This window comes from Amycolatopsis sp. N2S4-7 (genome assembly GCF_058119595.1).
In genome coordinates this window covers 4,961,604-4,982,515 of the sequence record NZ_CP172299.1, presented here as the reverse complement: position 1 = coordinate 4,982,515, position 20,912 = coordinate 4,961,604, and the positions used below count along the sequence as shown (strand labels likewise).

22 protein-coding genes are annotated in these 20,912 nt (G+C 72.9%); 11 read left to right on the top strand and 11 right to left on the bottom strand.

The window, feature by feature from the left end; all coding sequences use genetic code 11:
• The first annotated feature begins 61 nt into the window (after positions 1 to 61).
• A complete protein-coding gene (locus ACH54P_RS23065) occupies positions 62 to 1,213 on the top strand; it encodes an FAD-dependent oxidoreductase (protein WP_489915988.1) in 1,152 nt (383 codons plus the stop codon).
• On the opposite strand, the gene ACH54P_RS23060 is transcribed toward ACH54P_RS23065, so the two are convergent.
• Positions 1,197 to 2,063 carry a lipase gene (locus ACH54P_RS23060; RefSeq protein ID WP_489915986.1) on the bottom strand — a complete coding sequence of 289 codons (867 nt, stop codon included), beginning with the start codon at positions 2,061 to 2,063 and terminating at the stop codon, positions 1,197 to 1,199. The two genes, ACH54P_RS23065 and ACH54P_RS23060, sit on opposite strands and share 17 nt — an antisense overlap.
• A gap of 214 nt (positions 2,064 to 2,277) precedes the next feature.
• Between ACH54P_RS23060 and ACH54P_RS23055 the strand changes: the two genes are divergently transcribed.
• The gene (locus tag ACH54P_RS23055) at positions 2,278 to 3,078 is read left to right on the top strand and encodes a poly(ethylene terephthalate) hydrolase family protein (protein ID WP_489915984.1); all 801 of its coding nucleotides are present in this window, start codon (positions 2,278 to 2,280) and stop codon (positions 3,076 to 3,078) included.
• Between the two features lie 42 nt (positions 3,079 to 3,120).
• Here ACH54P_RS23055 and ACH54P_RS23050 read toward each other — a convergent pair whose 3' ends face one another.
• Both ACH54P_RS23050 and ACH54P_RS23045 read right to left on the bottom strand, forming a co-directional pair.
• Positions 3,121 to 4,728 (bottom strand): sialidase family protein, encoded by a 1,608-nt coding sequence (locus ACH54P_RS23050; protein WP_489915982.1) that lies wholly within the window; start codon positions 4,726 to 4,728, stop codon positions 3,121 to 3,123.
• On the bottom strand, positions 4,725 to 6,143 hold the full coding sequence (locus ACH54P_RS23045; RefSeq protein WP_489915980.1) for a nitrilase-related carbon-nitrogen hydrolase: 1,419 nt from the start codon (positions 6,141 to 6,143) through the stop codon (positions 4,725 to 4,727). The genes ACH54P_RS23050 and ACH54P_RS23045 overlap by 4 nt, the downstream gene beginning before the upstream one ends.
• A gap of 194 nt (positions 6,144 to 6,337) precedes the next feature.
• On the opposite strand from ACH54P_RS23045, the gene ACH54P_RS23040 reads away from it, so the two are divergent.
• Together ACH54P_RS23040 and ACH54P_RS23035 are read left to right on the top strand one after the other, a co-directional pair.
• Complete coding sequence (locus tag ACH54P_RS23040; RefSeq protein WP_489915978.1) at positions 6,338 to 7,462, top strand: inorganic phosphate transporter; 1,125 nt, start codon at positions 6,338 to 6,340, stop codon at positions 7,460 to 7,462.
• An 8-nt stretch (positions 7,463 to 7,470) separates the two neighbouring features.
• On the top strand, positions 7,471 to 7,692 hold the full coding sequence (locus ACH54P_RS23035; protein ID WP_489915976.1) for a hypothetical protein: 222 nt from the start codon (positions 7,471 to 7,473) through the stop codon (positions 7,690 to 7,692).
• Here ACH54P_RS23035 and ACH54P_RS23030 read toward each other — a convergent pair.
• Together ACH54P_RS23030 and ACH54P_RS23025 are read right to left on the bottom strand one after the other, a co-directional pair.
• Complete coding sequence (locus tag ACH54P_RS23030) at positions 7,674 to 8,423, bottom strand: hypothetical protein (protein ID WP_489915974.1); 750 nt, start codon at positions 8,421 to 8,423, stop codon at positions 7,674 to 7,676. The two genes, ACH54P_RS23035 and ACH54P_RS23030, sit on opposite strands and share 19 nt — an antisense overlap.
• A complete protein-coding gene (locus tag ACH54P_RS23025; protein WP_043776570.1) occupies positions 8,420 to 8,629 on the bottom strand; it encodes a hypothetical protein in 210 nt (69 codons plus the stop codon). Before ACH54P_RS23025 ends, ACH54P_RS23030 begins: the two co-directional genes overlap by 4 nt.
• 41 nt (positions 8,630 to 8,670) lie before the next feature.
• Between ACH54P_RS23025 and ACH54P_RS23020 the strand changes: the two genes are divergently transcribed.
• From ACH54P_RS23020 to ACH54P_RS23010, 3 genes are read left to right on the top strand one after another with little or no spacing between them, the layout of a single operon-like run.
• Positions 8,671 to 9,378 (top strand): dienelactone hydrolase family protein, encoded by a 708-nt coding sequence (locus ACH54P_RS23020; RefSeq protein WP_489915972.1) that lies wholly within the window; start codon positions 8,671 to 8,673, stop codon positions 9,376 to 9,378.
• A gap of 46 nt (positions 9,379 to 9,424) precedes the next feature.
• On the top strand, positions 9,425 to 11,005 hold the full coding sequence (locus ACH54P_RS23015; protein ID WP_489915970.1) for a sensor histidine kinase: 1,581 nt from the start codon (positions 9,425 to 9,427) through the stop codon (positions 11,003 to 11,005).
• The gene (locus ACH54P_RS23010) at positions 11,002 to 11,676 is read left to right on the top strand and encodes a response regulator (protein WP_489915968.1); all 675 of its coding nucleotides are present in this window, start codon (positions 11,002 to 11,004) and stop codon (positions 11,674 to 11,676) included. The genes ACH54P_RS23015 and ACH54P_RS23010 overlap by 4 nt, the downstream gene beginning before the upstream one ends.
• Here the strand turns inward: ACH54P_RS23010 and ACH54P_RS23005 are convergent.
• Complete coding sequence (locus tag ACH54P_RS23005; RefSeq protein WP_489915966.1) at positions 11,621 to 12,757, bottom strand: FAD-dependent monooxygenase; 1,137 nt, start codon at positions 12,755 to 12,757, stop codon at positions 11,621 to 11,623. The two genes, ACH54P_RS23010 and ACH54P_RS23005, sit on opposite strands and share 56 nt — an antisense overlap.
• Here ACH54P_RS23005 and ACH54P_RS23000 point away from each other — a divergent pair.
• Positions 12,698 to 13,393, top strand: coding sequence for a TetR/AcrR family transcriptional regulator (locus tag ACH54P_RS23000; RefSeq protein WP_489915964.1), 696 nt, complete (start codon positions 12,698 to 12,700; stop codon positions 13,391 to 13,393). The two genes, ACH54P_RS23005 and ACH54P_RS23000, sit on opposite strands and share 60 nt — an antisense overlap.
• Here ACH54P_RS23000 and ACH54P_RS22995 read toward each other — a convergent pair.
• Positions 13,351 to 13,884, bottom strand: a complete 534-nt coding sequence (locus ACH54P_RS22995; RefSeq protein WP_489915962.1) for an RBBP9/YdeN family alpha/beta hydrolase — start codon at positions 13,882 to 13,884, stop codon at positions 13,351 to 13,353. The genes ACH54P_RS23000 and ACH54P_RS22995 overlap by 43 nt on opposite strands.
• A gap of 75 nt (positions 13,885 to 13,959) precedes the next feature.
• On the opposite strand from ACH54P_RS22995, the gene ACH54P_RS22990 reads away from it, so the two are divergent.
• Entirely contained in the window at positions 13,960 to 14,403 is a 444-nt protein-coding gene (locus ACH54P_RS22990) for an Lrp/AsnC family transcriptional regulator (RefSeq protein WP_489915960.1), read from the top strand.
• A gap of 10 nt (positions 14,404 to 14,413) precedes the next feature.
• On the opposite strand, the gene ACH54P_RS22985 is transcribed toward ACH54P_RS22990, so the two are convergent.
• From ACH54P_RS22985 to ACH54P_RS22970, 4 genes are all read right to left on the bottom strand, one after another.
• Positions 14,414 to 15,202, bottom strand: coding sequence for an ABC transporter permease (locus ACH54P_RS22985; RefSeq protein WP_489915958.1), 789 nt, complete (start codon positions 15,200 to 15,202; stop codon positions 14,414 to 14,416).
• Complete coding sequence (locus ACH54P_RS22980) at positions 15,199 to 16,113, bottom strand: ATP-binding cassette domain-containing protein (RefSeq protein ID WP_489915956.1); 915 nt, start codon at positions 16,111 to 16,113, stop codon at positions 15,199 to 15,201. The genes ACH54P_RS22985 and ACH54P_RS22980 overlap by 4 nt, the downstream gene beginning before the upstream one ends.
• A 95-nt stretch (positions 16,114 to 16,208) precedes the next feature.
• The gene (gene hrpB / locus ACH54P_RS22975; protein ID WP_489915954.1) at positions 16,209 to 18,581 is read right to left on the bottom strand and encodes an ATP-dependent helicase HrpB; all 2,373 of its coding nucleotides are present in this window, start codon (positions 18,579 to 18,581) and stop codon (positions 16,209 to 16,211) included.
• Positions 18,578 to 19,408, bottom strand: a complete 831-nt coding sequence (locus tag ACH54P_RS22970) for a glutamate ABC transporter substrate-binding protein (protein ID WP_489915952.1) — start codon at positions 19,406 to 19,408, stop codon at positions 18,578 to 18,580. Before ACH54P_RS22970 ends, hrpB begins: the two co-directional genes overlap by 4 nt.
• 87 nt (positions 19,409 to 19,495) lie before the next feature.
• Here ACH54P_RS22970 and ACH54P_RS22965 point away from each other — a divergent pair, with 87 nt between their 5' ends.
• Both ACH54P_RS22965 and ACH54P_RS22960 read left to right on the top strand, forming a co-directional pair.
• Complete coding sequence (locus ACH54P_RS22965) at positions 19,496 to 20,002, top strand: MauE/DoxX family redox-associated membrane protein (RefSeq protein WP_489916584.1); 507 nt, start codon at positions 19,496 to 19,498, stop codon at positions 20,000 to 20,002.
• Positions 20,003 to 20,074: 72 nt separating this feature from the next.
• A complete protein-coding gene (locus tag ACH54P_RS22960) occupies positions 20,075 to 20,818 on the top strand; it encodes a DsbA family protein (RefSeq protein WP_489915950.1) in 744 nt (247 codons plus the stop codon).
• Positions 20,819 to 20,912 lie beyond the last annotated feature (94 nt).

Below are 20,912 nucleotides of genomic sequence, written 5' to 3'. Positions count from 1 at the left end.
GCGCAGTGCGGGCTTACCTGTGCGTCCCTTCCTCATTCGTGACGAAGGGACAGCTGTGTCGGTGATCATCGTGGGTGCCGGACTGGGTGGCTTGAGCTTGGCGCAGGGGCTGCGGCGAGCGGGGATTCCTTGCCAGGTCTACGAACGTGACGCTTCTCCGGGAGCCCGGAAGCAGGGCTACCGGCTCCACATCGGCGGCGACGGCGACACCGCGCTGCGCGAAGTGCTGCGCCCTGAGCTGCACGAGCTCTTCCGCGCCACCGCGGGCCGGGCGCTGCCCCACACCAACGTCTACGACGACCAGCTGCGGCTGGTCACGCGCTTGGAAGACGAGGGAATCCACCTCAACATCAACCGCTTCACCCTGCGCCAGATCCTGCTGCACGGCCAGGAAGTCCGCTACGGCAAGCGGTTCACGCACTACGAGACCGATGAAGACGGCGTGACAGCGCATTTCGCCGACGGGACCGCCGCGCGCGGCACCCTGCTCGTCGGGGCGGACGGCGTCCATTCCCCGGTGCGGCGGCAGTACCTCCCGCACGCCGAGGTCGTCGACGCCGGGCTCGTGCACCTGTACGGCCGGATCCCGCTCACCGCGCGGACGCGGGAACTGTTCGACCCGGGGATGTTCGCGGTGTTCTCGATGGCCGTTTCGCCGGAGCGGACGATGGTCGGGTTCGCGCCGGTCGACTACCCGGAACCGGTCGCCGACGCGTGCGCGCGGCTGGTGCCGGGTCTCGAGCTGCGCGACCACGAGCCGTACATGACGTGCGCGGTGGGCGCCCGGCGTGAGGTGCTCGGCCGGACCGACGAAGAACTCGCCGCGTTGTCCCCGAACGACCTGCAGGAACTGGCGCTCGGCCTGGTCGGCGGCTGGCACCCGCGGGCCCGGGCGCTGGTCGGGCACTGGGCCGTCGGAGCGACGTTCCCGCAGCCGATCCGCACGAGCGTGCCGATCGCGCCGTGGGAACCGTCGCGGGTGACGCTCGTGGGCGACGCGATCCACGCGATGAGCCCAGCCGGCGGCGCGGGCGCCAACACCGCGTTGCGCGACGGTGCGGGGCTGGCGTCCGCGCTGGCCGGGGCTCCGCTGCTCGAGGCCGTGGCTTCCTACGAAGCCGCGATGGTGGGCTACGGGTTCGCCGCGGTGCGGGAGTCCGCCGAAAACGGGCGCCGGTACCTCGGGCAGAACCCGCTCACAGGGGCAGCGTGAACGGCGTGCACGTGGGCGTGTAGCTCGCGTCGAGCGCGTGCAGGATCAGGCCGGTGACGTTCGGGTCGACCGCCTGGCTCAGGTGCCCGGACGCGTCCGAGCCGCAGAAGTCCTGCAGGACGACGTCGGTCGTGCCCGGCTCGTTCAGGATGCCGCTGGTGTAGGGCGTGACGACTTCGTCGTACTTGCTGACGATGCTCGTGTACGTCGGTCCGGGCACGTGGACACCGCCGCGGGCGAGGTCGTCCAGGAAGGCCGACGGCGCCAGGTACTCCGTGCACGCGCCGCACGCCGTCCGCAGGATCGCGCCGAGCCCGGGCACGGTCGTGAGCAGGGCCTTGGCGAGGGCGTCGAGGCCGCCGAGCGTGGTGCCGCGGTAGTTCGCGCCGAAGCCGACGAAGTGCGCGACCTTCGCCGCGCCGCCGCCGTACTTCAGGTAGTACGCGGGCATCGTGCTGCCTTCGGAATGCCCGACGATGTCGACCTTCGCCGCGCCGGTCGCCGTGCGGACGCGGTCGACGAAGCGGCCCAGCTGCGCGGCGCTGTCCCGCATCGAGGCGAGCCCGCCGACGCCGGGGCCGAGGACGCCGGTGCCGTAGGTCAACGAGAAGACGCAGTACCCCTGGTCGGCGATCTTCGGCGCGTGGAAGAACCAGTTGACCGTGTCGTTGGCGCCGAGGCCGTGCACGAGCACGACGGGCTCCGGGTGCTGGGCGCCGGGGGCGCACGTCCAGTCGTTCCAGCCGCCGCCCGGCGCCGCCTCGGCGACCGCCGGAGCGGCGGCGCCGAGGGTGAGCGCCGCGAGGACCGCGGTCAGGATTCGCTTGGCACCGCCGTTGGTGACCCGCATTCCGTTGCCTCCAGTTACCCATCAGTAGGTGATGCAGATCATGATCGGTCACAGGGTGGTGGAGGCGACCTGGGAAAACGCTCAGAGTTGCTCGCGGCCCGTTGTGACGGATCACAGCGGGGAGATCGGAATCCTGAATGCCTTCCCCATCGCGCCGGCGGCGCTCCCGGCCGATTCTCATGGTGACTGTTCCGACGGCGAAGCAGGAGAAGCGATGCGACGGCTGTGGCTCTTGGTGTTCTTGACCGCCCTTTTCGCGATTCCCCAGCCGGCGCGGGCGGCACCGGTGCGCTGGGACCAGCCGGGCCCGTTCGCCGTCGTCAGCGAAGCTCTCGACGCCGCCCACACCGTCTTCCGGCCCGCCGACCTCGGCGACGCGGAGCATCCGGTGATCGTCTGGGGCAACGGCACCGGCGCGACCCCCGCCGTCTACGCGCCCCTGCTGCGCCACCTCGCGTCGTACGGCTTCGTCGTGGCCGCCGCCAACACGCCGTCCTCCGGCTCCGGTGAGGAAATGCTGGCCGGAGCCCGGACCCTCGTGGTGGAGAACGCCCGGCCCGGCAGCCCGTACTTCGGGCGGATCGACACCGCGCACGTCGGCGCGACCGGGCATTCCCAAGGTGGCGGCGGGGCCATCGCCGCGGGCGCCGACCCGCTCGTCACCACCACCGTCCCGATCGAGCCGGGTCCGCAGGGGTCCGTCGCGGCGCTGCACGGGCCGGTGTTCTTCCTCGGTGGCCGGTTCGACGTCATCGTCCCGCCCGCGCTGCTGGTCATCCCGCGCTACCGGGCGGCGTCGCACGTGCCCGCGGTCTACGGCGAGCTCGCCGGCGCCACCCACTTCACCCCGGCGGGCGACGGCGGCGGCTTCCGCGGCGCGATCACCGCGTGGTTCCGGTTCTGGCTGTCGGGCGACGAGCAGGCTCGAGGCGTCTTCTTCGGTCCGGGCTGCACGCTCTGCGCCGACCCCGCGTGGTCGAAGGTGCAACGCAACGCCAAGGCGCTCGAAGTGTGAGCACCGGCGCCGGGGGTGCCCGGGCACCCCCGGCGCCATGGGTCAGGTGGTGATCACGATCCGGCGGCACTGGTTCGTGCCCCCGGCCTGTTCGTTGATCTTCACGCCGGCGTTGGTGCCGCCGAGCGCTGAATTGTCCGCCGCGGAGAGGTCGAAGTGGATCAGCGTCTCGCCGTTGACCGCGGCGGTCACCGTGCCGGCCCGGACGGCCGCGGCGAGCGTGTGGAACGCGCCGGCGTTGACCGGCTTCCCGGTCGCCAGCACCAGCTGCGTCAGCGTGCCGCCGATGTTCTTGTACAGCCGGAGGTTCACCCCGCCCGTCTCGGCCGTGAACAGCAGGTAGTTCGACGCGTCGGTGTACCGGAGGAACAGGCCGAACCCCGCTTGGCCGGTCCACAGCAGGTCGGCCTCGACGCGGTGGTCCGCGCTCGACGTCTCGAGCACCGCGTGGTCGGCGATGTTGTCGGCACTGGCCGAGCGCAGCACGCCGTCGGTCACGGTCACCGCGCCGTTGCCGATCCACCACGGGATCGGCAGGCCGCCGTTCGGCTGCTGGAACGTCGTGCCCAGCACGAGCTGGTCGTAGCCCGCCTGGGCGGCGGCCTGCTCGCCGGGGATGAACCCCAGCGGTGTCTGCTGCGCGCCGCTGCCCAGGTAGGCGAAGGCCAGCCGCGAGTCCGTGCTCGTCGAGTCCTCGGCGGCCAGCACCGTGAAGACCTGGCCCGGCGTGGTTTCCAGCATCGACGCGTACGTGGACATCCCGCCCTTGGGCGGCGACTGGACGACGTACGGCGGCAGCCAGGTCGCGCCGCGGTCGCGCGTGGCCCGCACGGCGAACCGGCGCGCCGCGTCCCGCAGGTACACGACGATGGTGTCGTCGGCCAGCCACACCGAAGACGGGCGGCCGCTGCCGGCGAACGCGGCGGCGGGGGTGGACCACGTGGTCCCGTTGTCCGTCGAGAGGGCCGCGCCGACGGAGGCGTTGTTGCCCCACCGGAACGTCAGGAAGAGCGCGTTGTCCCGCTGCACCAGGTAGGGCTCCTGGTAGTCGCGGCCGGCGGTCTGGCCGTTGACGACCCGGGTCGAGGTCCAGGTGGCGCCGTTGTCGGCCGAGCGCGCGAGCCACACCGAGTCGAAGCTGTCGCCGGAGCTCTTCGAGTAGTGCGCGGCCACCAGGGTGCCGTCCGCGAGCTGGACGACGGGCGCGGTGATCGCCGACGACGGGAGGTTCGCGTCGATCCGCACCTCGGCGCTCCACGTCGCGCCGCCGTCGGCCGAGGAGCGGAAGAACGAGCCCGCGGCGGAGACCGCCGTGGTGCCCTTGAAGTACGTCAGGTAGAGGGTCGTGCCGGTGCGGCTGAGGGACACGGACGGATCGCGGTGGTCGACGCCCGCGACCGCGGCGAGGACGGTGGCGGGCGCGGACCAGGTCTTCCCGTTGTCGGGACTGGTCGTGCTCCGCAGGAAGCCGTCCCGGTTCGTGTAGTGGTTGCTGCCTTGGCGGTAGACGACGTAGAGCGTGTTGTCGGGCAACCGGGTCACGCTCGGGAACGCCGAATGCTGCGTGTCCTGTCCGTACGCGATGGTGGGCTTGGTGGGACGGAGGGTCCGGACGACGCCGCTCGGACTGTCGGGTTGCCGCAAAGTCATGGTCCGACCGTAGCGGTGGGTCCCGGCCGGGTGGGCGCGTTTTTCGCGGTTCGCCCGAACAGGGTCACGACGCCGGTCAGGGCGAGGAGGCCGCAGAGCCAGGCGAACCAGTCGCCGAAGCGGGCGTACGGGGTGTGGCCGCTGCCGGTCGGGATGTCCGCCACCACCACCGAAAACGGGCTGCCTCCCGTGTGGGTCTCGGCCAGGACGTGACCTTGCGCGTCCGACAGCATCGGGGTACCGCGGGCCGCGCTCCACGCCACCGAGAAGCCGTTCTCGACGCCTCGGATCAGGGCCGTGCGGCTGTGTTCCCAGCCGTCGACGTCCTCGTCGGACGCCGGGATGAGGACCAGGCCCGTCCCGGCCTCGCCGTACTGGCGGCTGGGGTCCGAAAAGTTGACGTCCATGCACACCATGAGCCCGATCCCGGCGAAGCGGGCGAATTCGGTCCCCGACGCGAGGTTCGCCGAATCACCGTTGTGCCACTTGCGGTATTCGACCGGTTCGCCCGACGGCGCGACGGCCAGGGCGGCGTTGAACCGGCCTTCCGGCGTGGTGTCCAGGACACCGGCGACGACGTCGAGGTTCTTCGCGCGGGCCACCCGCGTCAGGGCTTCGACGAAGGGCGGACGGCTGGCCTGGTTCACCGCGAACGCGGCTTCGGGGAGCACGACGGCGCCGACCCCCGCCGGCAGCCGGCCGATTTCGTCCACATAGGACTGGACGAGCGCTTGGCCGTCCGGGGTGGCGACGTCGACGGCCCAGCGGCTTTGCCCCGGCGCGATCAGGGCGATCCGCGTCGACGGTCCGGTGAGCGGAGGGACACTCGCGAAGACGAGCGCACCCAGCACCGCCGCGACGGCGACCAGCCCCGTCACCCGGGACAGGCGGCGGACGCCGGGGGCGAGGGCGGCGGCGACCGCGGCCGGGACGAACAGCACCAGGAACTCGACGCCCCAGCCGCCGGTGACCGCGGCGAGCCGCACGATCGACGGCCGGTCGGCCTGGGTCGTCATGAAGGTGCCCATGAGGCCGGTCGGGTTGAGCAGCGAAACGCCGTAGAGCGCGACGGTCCACAACGCGGGCGCGGCGAGCGCGGCCAGGAAACCGTGACCGCGCCGGACCAGCAGCCGGAAGAGGACGACCGAGGCCGCGAACAGCAACGCGCTCCCGCCGAGGATCGCGATCGCCGCGGGCCGGGGGACCGACAGGGAGTGCCAGAAGTAGCTCCAGGTGCTGCTGCCGCCCGCGAGGTAGGCGACGAAGGCGCACGTGAAAGCGCTTGCCGCCGACACCCTCGGGGCGAGCAGGAGCACCGGCAACGGCGCCAGCCACGCCAGTTCGGGCAGCGGGTCCAACCCCGTGCCGAAGAAGAACAACACCGCCGAGACCGCGGTCGCCAGTAGTGCTTTCATGCCTGCCCCTTTCGCCCGGTGCCGAGGATTCCAGGCGGGGTGGACGGGCACACTGGGCTGAACCACCCGGTCTTGGTGGGGTTTTCCTCACCCCCGTTCACGGAGAGTTCAGGAAGCCGTCACGCGGAGGGGATCGGTCTCCGCGAAGTCGATCAGTAGCGTTGCCAAGGAACAGCAACGGAAGAGAGCCGACCATGGACTTCTCGCTGATCGTGCTGGTGGTGATCGTCGCCGCGCTGGCCTTCGACTTCACCAACGGCTTCCACGACACCGCCAACGCGATGGCCACCTCCATCGCCACCGGGGCCCTCAAGCCGCGGGTCGCCGTCGCCGTGTCCGCCGTGCTCAACCTCGTCGGCGCGTTCCTCTCGGTCGAGGTCGCGAAGACGATCTCCGGCGGCATCGTCGACGACACCAAGGTGACGCCGGTGATCATCTTCGCCGGGCTCGTCGGGGCCATCGTGTGGAACCTGGTGACGTGGCTGGTCGGGCTGCCGTCGAGCTCGTCGCACGCCCTGTTCGGCGGGTTGATCGGCGCCACCTGGATCGCCTCGGGCGCGGACGCCGTCCACTTCGGGAAGGTCGTCGAGAAGGTCCTCATCCCCGCGCTCGCCTCGCCGGTCGTCGCCGGGATCGTCGCGACGCTGGGCACCTTCCTCGTCTACCGGATCACCGCCCGCGCGAAGCAGGACACGGTGGGCCGGACCTTCAAGGCCGGGCAGATCGCCTCCGCCTCCCTCGTCTCGCTCGCGCACGGCACGAACGACGCGCAGAAGACCATGGGCGTCATCACACTGACGCTGATCGCCTCCGGTTCGCTCGCGCCGAACTCGGGGCCGCCGCTCTGGGTGGTCCTGACCGCCGGCACCGCGATCGCGCTCGGCACCTACCTCGGCGGCTGGCGGATCATCCAGACGATGGGCAAGAAGCTCACGGAGATCCGGACGCCGCAGGGGTTCGCGGCCGAGACCAGCGCCGCGGCGGTCATCCTGACGTCGGCGCACCTCGGGTTCGCGCTCTCCACCACGCACGTCTGCTCCGGCGGCATCATCGGCTCCGGGCTCGGCCGCAAGCTCGCCGAGGTCCGCTGGGGTGTCGCGGGCAGGATGGTCGCCGCCTGGGCCCTGACGCTGCCCGCCGCCGCGATCGTCGGCGCGGTCGCCGCCGAGGTCTCGACGCTCGGGACCTGGGGCACCGTGCTGGTCGGCCTGGCCGGGGTCGTCGTCGCGCTGGGCATCTACCTCGCGTCGAAGCGGAACCCGGTCCACGCCGACTCGCTCGACGAGTCCGCATCCGCCGTGCAGCCGGCCAACGCCTGAGGAGTGCCGTGAACATCGACTGGGGTTCCCTCGGCGTCGTCTTCGTCATCGCGCTGGCATCGGTCGTCGTGCTGACGAGCCTCTTCTCCTTCGGGGTGGTGGGGCTCTCGAACCGCGAATCGGCCCGCGAGGCGGGTGCCTCGGGCGCGGGGTCCCTGGCCGGCGCGGTCGTGTGCTTCGCGCTGTGCGCGGGGATCATCGGCTACGGGATCTACTTGATCGTCGCTTGAGCGCGTTCCCGCAGGCCGTCCGGGAGTCCGCCGAGCATCGGGACGAGGGTGGCGCGGCGGGTTTCGCTCAGGTGGGTCAGCAGGTCGAGCGCCGGGGGCCAGAGGTCCTCGTCGGCGGCCGCCGCGGTGAGCAGGCGGCCGAGCCGGTGCGCCGGGAGCAGGCCGACGACGTGGTCGATGCGGCGCTTGTCGTCGAGCACGAACGCGATCCGGAGCAGGCCGGGGTCGTCGATCTCTTCGAGGGCCCGCCGCACCGTCGGGTCGGGCAGGTGCCCGACGAACCGGCCGAGCGTGATCCAGTCCTGCTTGCGCGCCAGCTCGGTGGCGACGGCGAGGACGGTGTCCAGGGGGATGCGGCTGATGATGGCGCTCGCGCGCCGCGGGTCGAGGTCCGCCGCGACCTCGGCGAGGAACCGGGGGCTGAGCCGCTTCGCGACGTCGACGCCGCGCGAGACGTCGACCAGGCCGGCGATCCGGGCGCACAGCAGCGGGCCGAACACCTTCTCGGCGATCTTGGCGAGCACGCCGCCGGGCAGCAGCCGCGCGGCGAGGGCCATCCGTTGCAGCACGGCGATGTTCGCGTCGAACAGCGTGTCGGTGACCTGCTCGCGGAACGCCTGGAGGTCGTCGGCGTCGACGCGGGCGAGGTAGCCGAGCCGCGCGGGCTCGACGTCGAGGACGCGGGCCAGCTTCAGGATCTCCGCCTCGGCCGCGTAGTTCCCGGCGGTCACAGGCCCACGGCCTTCCGGACCGCTCCGCGCAGCAGCGCGGGCACGTACCGAAGGCCCTCCTCGCCGGCTTCGGCGAGGGCTTTCGCCTGCCGCCGCCGCGCGTCACGCAACGCGTTCGCGAGGTCCTGCCGCTCGTGCTCTTCGAGGGCCTCGATGCCCTCGGGGAGGTAGCCGCCCAACTGATCGGCGAGTGTGCGCTCGGCCATGGTGGATCATCATGCAACACCCCGGGCGCTACCGTGCGGAAATGCGCATCGAGACGTCCACCATCCGTGTCGGCGACCTCTCCGCCCACCTGGCCCGCCCGGCCGGTGGCTCGGACTCCGGGATGCTGCTCCTGCCGATGCTCACCGGCATCGGGGAGCAGGTGCGGGCGTGGGCCGCCGAGCTCGCCGGCCGCGGGATCACCACGCTGACCTGGGACGTCTTCCACGGCGCGAGCACCGACAACACCTCCCGCGAGGACCTCGGGAAGAAGCTCGGCGGCCTGCGCGACGAGCCCGCGCTGGCGGAGCAGACGGCGCTGCTCGACCACCTGCTCGGCGACCTCGGCTGTGCGTCGGCCGGGGTCATGGGGTGGTGTCTCGGTGGCCGCTTCGCGCTCCTGCTCGCCTCCCGTGACCAGCGGCTCTCCGGGGTCGTCGCGTACCACCCGACGGTCCGCGAGCCCGCGCCGCCGAACCACGACCTCGACACCGTCGCGTTGTCGGCGCGGATCACCGCGCCGGTGCTCGTCGCCTACCCGGAGGCCGACTCCCTCGTCTCGCACGAGACGTTCGCCCGGCTGCAGACGGCGTTGCAGTCCCGGCCGCGGGGCGCGACGTTCACCCAGCACTTCCCGGGCGCCGAGCACGGTTTCAGCGACTCCGCGCGGCACGGCGCCGCCGTCAACGCCGATGCGTTCGCGCTGTCCTGGCCGCAGACGCTGGCCTTCCTGGACACCTTGAAAGGTTGACTTTCGGCAGTGGTCGGCGCCGGTCACGCCTTGTAACTTCGAACCCGTGCGAGAGGTGACGAAGCGCAGGTGGCGGGTGGTGCTCGACGTCGCCCTCGGGCTGTTCCTCGCGTTCACCGTCGTCGCGGGCACTGTCGAGACCCGGTCGTACTGGGAGCTGGCCGGCGGCCTCGCCGTCGTGGCCGGCTCGGTCGCGACGGCCCGGCGGTACCCGGCCGTCTCGCTCGGCATCGCGCTGGCCGGGGCGCTGGCCGTGCCGTTCCCCTACGGCGATCGCCTGCCGGTCTGGGTGGTGTTCGTGCTGGTCGCGATCAGCTACCAGGCCGGGCTGCGGATGCCGCGCGCCCGCCCCGGGATCCTGACCGGGGTGGCCGTGGCGGTGCTCGGGCTCCCGCTCGCGCTGGTCGCCGGGCAGGACGGCCTCGGCGACTGGGCGGGGATGGTCGCGATCCTGGTGTTCGCCGGGCTTTCGCCGTGGCTGCTCGGCCGGTACGTCCGCGTGCGCGGCGAGCTCGCCCGCACCGGCTGGCGGCGGGCCGAGGAGATGGAGAGCAGGCAACGGCTGGTCGCCGACCAGGCGCGGCTGCGCGAGCGCGCCCGGATCGCCAGCGACATGCACGACTCGCTGGGGCACGAGCTGAGCCTGATCGCCGTGCGCGCCGCCGCGCTCGAGGTCGCGGGCGGGCTCGACGACGTCCAGCGCGACGCGGCCGCGCAGCTGCGGACGAGCGCCGCCGCGGCGACCGACCGGCTGCGCGAGATCATCGGCGTGCTGCGCGAGGACGCCGCGCCGGTCGAACCGGTGCAGGGCGACCTCGGCGAGCTGATCGGCCGGGCGCGGGCGTCCGGGCTGCTCATCGACGCGGAAGTGGACGGCGACGCGGCCCCGCCGATGGTCGCGCGCGCCGCCTACCGCGTGGTGCAGGAAGCACTGACGAACGTGGCGAAGCACGCGCCCGGCGCCGCCGTGACGGTCCGGGTGGCCGGCTCCGGCGGGCGGACCGAGGTGAGCGTCGTCAACGCGCCGCCGCCCGCCGGGCCGCTGCCGGGCGTCGCGTCCGGGCACGTCGGGCTGATCGGCCTGCGCGAGCGCGTCCGGCTCGTCGGCGGCACGTTGCGGGCCGGACCGCTCGAGGGCGGGTTCGCCGTCACCGCGACGCTGCCGCACGACGCCGCGCCGGCCGAGGAGACCCCGGAGCTGCGGGACGCCGCCGAAGAGGAGGCCGGGCCGTCGACGTCGGCCCAGGCCCTCGAACTGGCTCGGCGGGACGTGCGGCGAAGCCTGGTCCAGGCGGTCGCCGTCCCGTGCGGGCTGTTCGGCCTGGTGCTGGCGATCAGCGGGATCGCCTTCCTCTACCAGTGGAACTCCTCGGAGCTGCCGGGCCCGGTCTACGACCGGCTGCGGATCGGGCAGCCGCGGGCCGAACTGGCGTCGCAGCTGCCCGAACACCAGCGCGGCGCCCGTCCGGTGCGGGGCGAGCCGCCGCTGCCGCCGGTGCCCGGGGTCGCCTGCGAGTACTACGGCACCGGGCGGACGTGGCTCGACAACGACTACGCCGCCTACCGGCTGTGTTTCGCCGATGGGAAGCTGGTCGCCAAGGACAGGTTCGCCGAGGGGGCACCGTGATCAGGCTCGTACTGGCCGACGACGAAGCGATGATGCGGGCGGGGGTGGCGGCGATCCTGGGCGCGGACCCGGGGATCGAGGTCGTCGCCGAGGCCGCCGACGGCCGGGAAGCGGTCTCGCAGGCGCTGGCCACGCATCCGGACGTCGTCCTGCTCGACATCCGGATGCCCGGGCTGGACGGCTTGGGCGCGGCCGCCGAGATCCGGCGTCTGCTGCCCGCGACCGGCGTCATCGTGCTCACCACGTTCGGCGAGGACGAGTACATCGAACGCGCGCTGGGCCTCGGCGCGAGCGGGTTCCTGCTGAAGTCGGGCGATCCGCGCGAGCTCCTGGCCGGCATCCACGCCGTCGCCGGGGGAGCCGCCTTCCTCTCGCCGAAGGTGGCGCAGCGGGTGATCGCCCGGCTCTCCGGCGGGCAGCTGACGCGTGCCGCCGCGGCCCGGGAGCGGATTCTCGGGCTGACCCCGCGCGAGCGGGAAGTGCTGACCCTGCTCGGGTCCGGACTGTCCAATGCGGACATCGCGGCGAAGATGTTCGTCGTCGAAGGCACGGTGAAGGCGCACGTGAGCACGATCCTGACCCGGCTCGGGGTGAAGAACCGGGTGCAGGCGGCGATCACGGCGTACGAGGCGGGGCTGGTCGGGGGAGACGCGGAGGCCGCCACCCCGTGATCCGCGTGCCCACCCGCGCGGTCGCCGTCGCTGGCAGGAGGCGCAGGACGGCGGTGCGCAGCGCCACCGCGACCGGGTTCGTCAGCTGCGGGCCGAGCTTGCCCATCCGGACGGACTCCCGGACGACCCTCTGACTGCGCGGGCGTCGCTGCCGGTCGTAGCTCCGAAGAGCGGCTTCGACACTGTCCTCGGTGGACACGGCGTGGGCGAGCACCACGGCGTCTTCCAGGGCCTGGCAGCCGCCCTGGCCGAGGAACGGGGGCATCGCGTGGGCGGCGTCGCCGAGCAGGGCGATCCGGCCCTTGACGTAGGTCGCGAGCGGCGTCCCCAGGTAGTAGAGGTCGTGGTGCAGCAAGGCTTCCGGCGGGGTCGCGCGGATCAGGGCCGGGATCGGGTCGTGCCAGCCGCCGAAGGTCTCTTCGAGGTCGGCCGGCGGCGCGCCCGGCTCGGTGACGTAGGAGGCGAACCAGTAGACGTCGCCGCCGGTCAGCGGGAGGACGCCGACCTCGGTGCCGCGGTCGAAGCTCGTGCTGAGCCGGGCGCCGGGGTGGTTCGTGACGCCGCGGAACGCCGTGCTGCCGGAGTAGACCGGTTCGGGGTGGCCGGGGAAGAGCGCGTGGCGGACCGGGCTGTGGATGCCGTCGGCGGCCACGACGAGGTCGGCCATCAGTTCTCCGCCGGTGAAGCGGACGCGCCCGTCTTCGGTTACTTCGGTGACTTCGGCATCGGTCCGGAGGCTGCCGGCGGGGACGGCGTCCCGGAGGGCGGCGATGAGGTCCCGCCGGTGGATCGCGCCGAGCGGGCGGCCGTGGACGCGTTCGAAGGCGGCGGTGTCGTACCGGGTGACCCGGCGGCCCCGGCGGTCGCGGAACCCGCCCTCCCGCTGGGTGGCCAGGCGGTCGCCGAGGTCGACGCCGAGTTCGTCCAGGCAGCGCAGGGCGTTCGGCCAGAGTGAAATGCCGGCGCCGACGTCGCCGAACTCCGCGGCCCGTTCCAGGACGGTGACCGTCCAGCCGGCCCGGTGCAGCCCCGCGGCCGCGCCCAGCCCCCCGATGCCCCCGCCGACCACTATCGCGTGCATGGCTCCTCCTCTACAGGTGTAGAGCACTCTACACCTGTAGAATGCCGTTTCGTGGACCGTCTCGAAGTGATCGGCGACGCAGCGATCTCCGTGATCGCGGCGGAGGGCATGCGCGGCCTGACGCACCGCGCGGTCGACCGGGCGGCGGGCCTGCCGGTGGGCTCGACGTCGTACTACGCGCGCACGCGGGCGGCGCTGCTCGAGCTGACGATCGCGCGGATCATCGCGCTGGACCGGGTGGAGGTGGCGCCGCCGTCGGGCGGGCTGGCGGAGTTCATCGCGGGCTACGCGTTCGAAGCGATCACCACGGGTCGGACGCGGATGCTGGCGCGGTACGAGTTCGCGTTGGAGGCCACGAGGCGCCCCGAGCTGCGAGCGACGTACGACGAGGGCGGTCTGCTGATCCGCCGCCAGGCGGCTTCGGTGCTGGCCGCCTCGGGTTCGACGGACCCCGAGCGCCACGCGTCGCTCGTGGTCGACTGGATGGAGGGGACGATCTTCGGGGCTCTTGCGGGGACGGGATCCCTTGCCCCGCCGACGTTGGAGGCCTTGGTCGGCAGTGCCCGGGAGATCCTGGCGGGGATCGGGGTGGGTCAGCGGCCGGCGGTGAAGGCGGTGAAGAGGTCGCGGCCGTAGTCCCACCGGCCGAGCCGGCTCGCGGAGTTGAGGTGCCCGTGGTGCCCGGCGCTGATGCGGTCGAGCTGCCACGCCGAACTCAACCGGCGGCCGGCGTCGGGGGTGCAGTACGGGTCGTTCCCGCTGCAGATCACGAGCCCCGGGACGCCGAGCGGCTTCGGGACCAGGCCGCGGAAAGTTCCGGCGGCGGCAGGGAACCGCGGGCCCCCGCTGTCCGGTGGAGCGACGAGGAAGACACCCCCGATGACCGGACGGCGGCGGGTGATCCACTCGGCGGCCGCGAGGCAGCCGAGGCTGTGCGCGACGAGCACCACGTCGGCCCCGGCCCGGCCGACGGCTCGGTCGATCGCCTCGCACCAGTCCGCCAGGTCCGGCTCGGCCCAGGACGCCGGGGCGATGCGCGACGCCGCGGATCCCCACTCCGCTTGCCAGAGGCTCTGCCAGTGGTCCTCGTCCGAGCCGTCGATGCCGGGGATGATCACACGATGCATGGCGGAAACTATGCGGGAAACATCGGCGCGCAGGGCGGGGAGCCGATGAACGGAAGGCGGAGGAGCGGGGAGACCTTGGATTCATTCGACGCCATCGACCGGGAAATCCTGGCCATCCTCCAGGAGGATGGCCGGCTCGGGGTCACCGAGATCGGCCGGCGGGTCAAGCTCTCCCAGCCGGCCGTCTCGGCTCGGATCCACCGCCTGGAGCGGTCCGGCGTGATCACGGGCTACCGGGCCGTCGTCGACCCGGCGCGGCTGGGCCTGGCCATCCACGCCGTGATCCGGCTGCGGACCACCCACGCCCGCATCGCCGCCTGCCTCGACCACTTCTCGCAGGTCCCCGAGGTCGTCGGCGTCTCCCGGCTCACCGGCGAGGACTGCTTCCTGCTCGACGTCCGGTCCGCCACGGCCGAGCGGCTGGAGGCCGTGGTCGACGGCATCGCCCGCTTCGGTCCCGTCACGACGTCGCTCGTCCTGCGCGACTACGAACCCAAGGCGCTCCGGCCCGCGGAGTGAGGCAGCGGGGTCACGCGTCGCGACGGCGCAGGACCGCCGCGCCCGCTCCCAGAGCCGCTGCCGCCCACGCCGCGCAGATCACCAGCCCCACCCACGGCGCGTAGGGCGCGACCGCCATCGTGATCGGGTTGGGCTGCCCGGCCTCGACCATCGCGTTCAGCCCCGCGATGCCCGGGAAGTACGCCACCAGCTCCGGCAGCCCCAGCGACGCCACGATCAGCGGCAGCGGCACGAGCAGCACGATCACCGACACCAGCGTCCCCGCCGCGCTGCGCAGGGCCCACCCGACGCCGGTGCACAGCAACCCGAGCAGCGCGAAGTAACCACCCATGCCGGACGCCGCCGTGAAGCCCGCCTCCAGGGACGTCGGCAGGCCGTGGCCGTCCTTCACCGCGCTCGCCAGCGCCGTTCCGGCGCACGCCAGCAGCACGCCGTAGCCGAACAGCACCGGCAGGAGCACCGCTGCCTTCGCCAGCACGACCCGCGAGCGCACCGGCGTCCACAGCAGCGTCGAACGGATGCCGCCGCCGGCGTACTCGCTCGTCACGAACAGGGTCGCCAGCGCGATCACCGCGAACTGGGTCAGGTAGAAGCCGCCGCCGATGGCGATCGTGTGCGCGCCCAGCGGCTGGTCGCCGTCGAGGCGCTGGGCGATCGCCGACAGCGTGCCGTAACCCAGCATCAACGCGGTTCCCGCCACCAGGCACCACCAGGTCGCCCGGACCGACCAGAACTTCGTCCACTCCGCGGCCACCGCACCCGCCAGTCCGCCGACGCGGACCTCCACCGAAGCCGTCATGCCGACACCCCGTATTCCACCGAAGAAGCGGTCAGTTCCATGTAGGCCTGCTCGAGCGACGCCGTGCGCTCGGCGAGGCCGTGCACCCGGACGCCCAGTTCGTGCGCGAGGTCGCCGACGCGCGTGACGGCCAAGCCGTCCACCACCAGTTCGCCCGGCTCGCCGGGGTGCGTCAGCCCGCCTTCGGCGCGCAGCCGCCGGTCCAGCGCCTCGCGGTCGCCGTCGGCCGGGACGCGCACCGAAACCGTCGTCCGCGAGTTGCCCGCGATGAACTCCGCGACCGGCGCGTCGGCCAGCAGCCTGCCCCTGCCGATCACGACGAGGTGGTCGGCGGTCAGCTGCATCTCGCTCATCAGGTGGCTCGAGACGAACACCGTCCGCCCCTCCGCGGCCAGCGACCGCATCAGCTGCCGCACCCAGCGGACGCCGTCCGGGTCGAGGCCGTTGACCGGCTCGTCGAACAGCAGCACGCCCGGGTCGCCGAGCAGCGCGCCCGCGATGCCGAGGCGCTGCCCCATGCCGAGGGAGAACTGCCCGGCCCGCTTGCCCGCGACGTCCGAAAGCCCGACGGTCGCGAGCACCTCTTCGACGCGGCTCGCCGCGATCCCGTTGCTGCGCGCCATGGCCAGCAGGTGCTTCCCCGCGCTGCGGCCGGGGTGCAGCGCCTTGGCGTCGAGCAGCGCGCCGACCTCGCGCAGCGGGTGCCGCAGCTCGGCGTAGCGCCGCCCGCCGACCAGCACCTCGCCGGCCTGCGGGTGGTCGAGCCCGACGGTCATCCGCATGGTCGTCGACTTCCCGGCGCCGTTCGGGCCGAGGAACCCGGTCACCTGGCCCGGGGCGACGTCGCAGGTGAGCGCGTCGACGACGGTCTTTTCCCCGTAGCGCTTGGTCAATCCCCTGAGTGTGATCATGTGCCCTCCCGGTGCGTTCCCCGGAAGTGTGCGGTTTCCGGGGACGCCCGGACATCGGACGACGGTCGCGGGCGACCCCCGACTTTCGGCGGGGTTCAGCCGCGGCGGCGGGTGTGCCGGGTCGGGACGGCGGTGGCGGGGTCCTCCGGCCAGGGGTGCTTCGGGTAGCGGCCGCGCAGGTCGGCGCGCACCGCCGGATAGCCGGTGGTCCAGAAGCTCGCGAGGTCGGCGGTGATGGCCGCCGGGCGGCCGGCGGGGGAGAGCAGGTGCAGGACGACCGGGACGCCGGCGAGCGTGGGCGTCGCGGTCCAGCCGAAGGTCTCCTGCAGCTTGACGGCCAGCACCGGCTGGTCGCCGCGGTAGTCGACGCGGAGGTGCGAGCCCGACGGGACTTCGAGGCGGTCCGGGGCGAGCTCGTCCAGCTTGGCCGCTTCCGGCCACGGCAGGAGGGCCTTGAGGGCGGTGCCCGCGTTGAGGGTCGCGAGGTCCGCTTTCCGCCGGGCGCCGGAAAGGTCGAGCCAGCGGTCCACATCGGACAGCAGGGTGGCGTCGTCGACCGCGGGCCACGGCTCGCCGAGGACGCGGTGGAGGAACGCCATCCGCTCGCGGAGGCGGGTCGCGTCCTCGCTCCACTTCAGCAGGCCCAGTCCCTCGGTTTTCAGGCCGGTCACGAGGGCGTCGCGGACGTCGGCGTTCTGCAGGGGCTTCGAGGAGAGGGTGATGGCGCCGAGCTTCCGGACGCGCCGGGCGACGACGTCGCCGTCCCAGGTGACTTCGTCCACTTCGGACACGCCGGCGACGCGGACGGCGAGCCGCTCGTCGGCGGCCGCGGCGAGGCGGATGGTGCCGTGCACCCGTCCGGGATCCCGGGTGGCTTCGGCGACGGCCAGCCATTCGGAGTCGAGCCCGCTGCCCGGCGGGAGTTCGGCCGCGGTACCACCGGCCATGAGGTAGACGGGCGCGCCACCGGGCCGCCGCCGCGCGAGCCGCTCGGGGTGCGCGAGCGCGACAACCAGCGCGGGATCCTGCTTGCCTTCGCCCTGCACGAGCTTCGAGAGGCGCTGCACTTCACGCTTCCAGCGGCGCGCGGATTCGTCGCTCGCACCCCGCAGGCGCCGAAGCTCCGCGGTCACGTCCGTCAGCGTGGCGCCCGCGTCCAGCAGCGCCACCACTTCCGCCGCGTTCCGGGCGCCGACCTCCGAAGCGCCGTCGAGCAACGCGCGCGCCAGCCGCGGGTGCAACCCCAGCTCCGCCATCCGCCGTCCCCGCGGAGTGATCGCGCCGTCCGCCGTCGCGCCCAGGGTGGCCAGCAATGCGCGGCCCGCCGCCAGCGCGCCCTCGCCCGGTGGATCCCACCAGGCCAGGCCGCTCCCGTCTGGGGTGGACCAGCACGCCAGCTCCAACGCCAGCCGCGCCAGTTCGGCCGTGCGGATCTCCGGCTCCGGGTACGCCGGGAGCAGGGACTGCTCGTTCTCGGCCCAGCAGCGGTACGCGCGCCCAGGTCCCTCGCGCCCCGCGCGGCCGGACCGCTGCGTCGCGACCGCGGCCGACACCCGCACCGTCGCCAGGCCGGGCAGTCCGCGCCGGTGGTCGACCCGCGGCACGCGCGCCAGCCCCGAATCGACCACCGCACGCACGCCCGGCACCGTCAGGCTCGACTCCGCCACCGCCGTCGCCAGCACCACCCGCCGCCGCGAACGCGGCCGCAGCGCGTCGTCCTGGTGCGCCGCCGAGAGCCGCCCGTGCAGGGGGAGGACGTCCACATCGGACAATCGCAGCAGCCCCGAAGTCCGCGCGATCTCACCGGCGCCCGGGAGGAACGCGAGCACGTCACCGTCCCCTTCGGACAGTGCGGTGCGCACCGCCCGGGCGACGCAGGCCTCGATCCGCTCACCGCGCGCGGGCGGGACGTACGAGAAGGACACCGGGTAGGTCGGCGCCGTCGCCGTCACCACGGGTGCGTCGCCGAGCAGCGCGGCGAGCCGCCCGGCCGCGACCGTGGCCGACGTCGCCAGCAGCCGCAGGTCGTCGCGCAGCCCGGCGCGGACGTCGAGCAGCAACGCCAGCAGCAGGTCCGCGTCCAGGTGCCGCTCGTGGCACTCGTCGAGCAGCACCGTCGCCACCCCGGGCAGTTCCGGGTCGTTCTGCACGCGCCGCACCAGCAGCCCCGACGTCACGACCTCGATCCGGGTCCGCGCGGACACCTTCCGGTCGCCGCGCACGGCGTACCCGACGGTCTCGCCGACCGGTTCGCCCAGGATCGCCGCCATCCGCGCCGCCGCGGCCCGCGCCGCCAGGCGCCGCGGCTCGGCGACCACCACCCGGCCGCCCGACGCCGCCAGGGCCAGCGGCACCAGCGTCGTCTTCCCCGTCCCGGGCGGCGCCACCAGCACCGCGGTGCCGTGCGCGTCGAGGGCCGAAAGAACGTCGGGCAGCACTTCCCGAACCGGCAGATCGGGCAGTTTCACTTCTCGGTGACCTCGGGGGGAGCGGGGAGCTGGTAACCGGACGGGCCGATGTTCGCGTTGAGCGAGCGCAGCCATTCACCCGAAGAGATCATCTTCCGGATCGCGTCGTCGACCGCGCCCACCCCCTGGGTGTCGCCCTTGCGCAGGCCGACGCCGTAGTTCTCCTTCGAGAACGGCTTCCCGACGACCTTCAGCAGCTCCGGATCGCGCGCGACGTAGCCCGCGAGGATCACCCCGTCGGTGGTCACGGCGTCGATCTGGCCGGCGAGCAGGGCGGTCACGCAGTCGCCGTAGCGCGGGTACTCGACGAGCTGCACCGCCTGGGCGAACTTGTCCTTCACCTGCTGCGCCGGCGTCGAGCCGGTGACCGAGCACAGCCGCCGCCCGTTGAGCGCCTCCGGCCCGGCGATGTCGGCCGACGTCCGGCGCACGAGGAGGTCCTGGCCGGTGGTGAAGTACGGCCCGGCGAACGACACCAGCTGCTTGCGCTTGTCGGTGATCGAATAGGTCGCGACGACCAGGTCGACCGCGCCGGACGTGAGGTCCGTTTCCCGCGTCGCCGACGTCGTCTCGCGCCACGAGATGTCCTTCGCGGCGACGCCGAGTTCACTCGCGACGAAAGTAGCGACGTCGACGTCGAATCCGACGAACCGGCCGTCCACGGTGTGCTCCGAAAGGCCCGGCGCGTCGAACCGGATGCCGATGGTGAGGTGATCCGTGGCACCGGCACGGGTGACCAGCGAGTCGGACGGCGAGACGTGCGCCGGACCGCACGCCGACGCCGTGACCAGCAGCAACGCGGAGCAGAGGAGCGTGCGCCACCGCATCCGGCCGCTCCCTCCACCGCTGCCCTGCCTCACGAAGTTCTCAGGTCCTCCCGTTAGCCTAAGTGCGTGGTGCGACCGTCCCAACCCGTGCTGGACACCGTCGGCACGCTCGCCCGGCTCGGGCTGGCGGCCGTCTGGCTCGTTTCCGGTGCGCTGAAACTGGCGGATCCGGGGCAGACGTTGATCGCCGTCCAGGCGTACGACGTGCTCCCGGACGCGCTCGAAGACGTGGTGGCCATCGCGCTGCCGCTCGTCGAACTCGTGCTCGGGCTGTTCCTGCTCGCGGGCCTGGCGACCCGGTGGGCCGCCGGCGCCGCGCTGGTGCTGCTCGTCGTGCTCATCGCCGGGATCGCCCAGTCGTGGGCGCGCGGGCTGAGCATCGATTGCGGGTGCTTCGGCGGCGGCGGCCAGGTGGCGGCGGGGCAGACCGAGTACCCGCAGGAGATCCTCCGCGACACCGGGTTCGCGCTGCTGGCCGCGTGGCTGCTGGCGCGCCCGCGCACCTGGCTGTCGGTCGACGGCTGGCTCGCGCGAAGTCGCGGGAACTCCACCGGGCCCGAGCACGACTACTCGGGTATCGCGGAAGGGAACTGATACACAGTGGGTGGAGCTGAGCGGACCGCTCGGAAGCGTCGTCAGGCCGCGCAGGCGGGCGGAGCGAGGGCGGTGGCCCAGGCCAGGGGCGCGTCCGGGGACAAGCGGAAGTGGATCATCGGGATCGGCGCCGTGGTCGTCGTGGCCGCGCTCGTGATCGGCGGGGTGATCTGGACGATTTTGGACAAGAACAAGACCGAGGGCAAGGTGATCGGCCCCGGCGAGACCACGAGTGCGCTGGCCGGCGATGTCACCCAGAAGCGTGACGGCGTCGTCGTCACCGTCGGCAAGACCGGCGCCAAGGCCTCGATCGACGTCTACGCGGACTTCCTCTGCCCGATCTGCGGCCAGTTCGAGAAGACGTACAAGTCCCAGATCGAGCAGGCGGTCAACGACGGCAAGCTGCAGGTGCGCTACCACATGGTGCCGCTGCTCAACGACCGCTCGAGCCCGCCCGGCTACTCGCTCGACTCGGCCAACGCGGCGCTGGCCGCGGCCGACGCCGGCAAGTTCGTCCAGTTCCACGACGCCCTGTTCGCGAACCAGCCCGAGGAGGGCAAGCGCGGCTACGACAAGGCGCAGCTGATCGAGCTCGGCAAGAACATCGGGATCACCGACCCCGCCTTCGCCCAGATGGTGAACGCCGGCACCTACGACCAGCAGCTCAACACCGCGTTCCAGCAGATCGAGACGGACCCGAAGCTGGCGCAGGACTTCGGCGGCGGGCAGAGCGGCTTCGGCACGCCGACGGTCACCGCGAACGGCACGATCGTCTCCTGGCAGGACCCGGACTGGCTCAAGAAGGTCACCGGCTGAACTCCGGGCAATTCGCCCACCCGGGTACGGACCGTGGTCTAGGCTGATTCCCGCAACAGGGGAACCGGAGGTGGCGAGGGCACGTCGCACCCCT

Excerpts from the sequence above, each read along its gene's own strand:
- ACH54P_RS23060 (WP_489915986.1), bottom strand. The coding sequence starts at position 2,063 with ATGCGGGTCACCAACGGCGGTGCCAAGCGAATCCTGACCGCGGTCCTC.
- ACH54P_RS22970 (WP_489915952.1), bottom strand. The coding sequence starts at position 19,408 with ATGCGGTGGCGCACGCTCCTCTGCTCCGCGTTGCTGCTGGTCACGGCG.
- ACH54P_RS22980 (WP_489915956.1), bottom strand. The coding sequence starts at position 16,113 with ATGATCACACTCAGGGGATTGACCAAGCGCTACGGGGAAAAGACCGTC.
- ACH54P_RS23020 (WP_489915972.1), top strand. The coding sequence starts at position 8,671 with ATGCGCATCGAGACGTCCACCATCCGTGTCGGCGACCTCTCCGCCCAC.
- ACH54P_RS22995 (WP_489915962.1), bottom strand. The coding sequence starts at position 13,884 with ATGCATCGTGTGATCATCCCCGGCATCGACGGCTCGGACGAGGACCAC.
- ACH54P_RS23055 (WP_489915984.1), top strand. The coding sequence starts at position 2,278 with ATGCGACGGCTGTGGCTCTTGGTGTTCTTGACCGCCCTTTTCGCGATT.
- ACH54P_RS23040 (WP_489915978.1), top strand. The coding sequence starts at position 6,338 with ATGGACTTCTCGCTGATCGTGCTGGTGGTGATCGTCGCCGCGCTGGCC.
- ACH54P_RS23050 (WP_489915982.1), bottom strand. The coding sequence starts at position 4,728 with ATGACTTTGCGGCAACCCGACAGTCCGAGCGGCGTCGTCCGGACCCTC.
- ACH54P_RS23045 (WP_489915980.1), bottom strand. The coding sequence starts at position 6,143 with ATGAAAGCACTACTGGCGACCGCGGTCTCGGCGGTGTTGTTCTTCTTC.
- ACH54P_RS23005 (WP_489915966.1), bottom strand. The coding sequence starts at position 12,757 with ATGCACGCGATAGTGGTCGGCGGGGGCATCGGGGGGCTGGGCGCGGCC.
- ACH54P_RS23025 (WP_043776570.1), bottom strand. The coding sequence starts at position 8,629 with ATGGCCGAGCGCACACTCGCCGATCAGTTGGGCGGCTACCTCCCCGAG.
- ACH54P_RS22985 (WP_489915958.1), bottom strand. The coding sequence starts at position 15,202 with ATGACGGCTTCGGTGGAGGTCCGCGTCGGCGGACTGGCGGGTGCGGTG.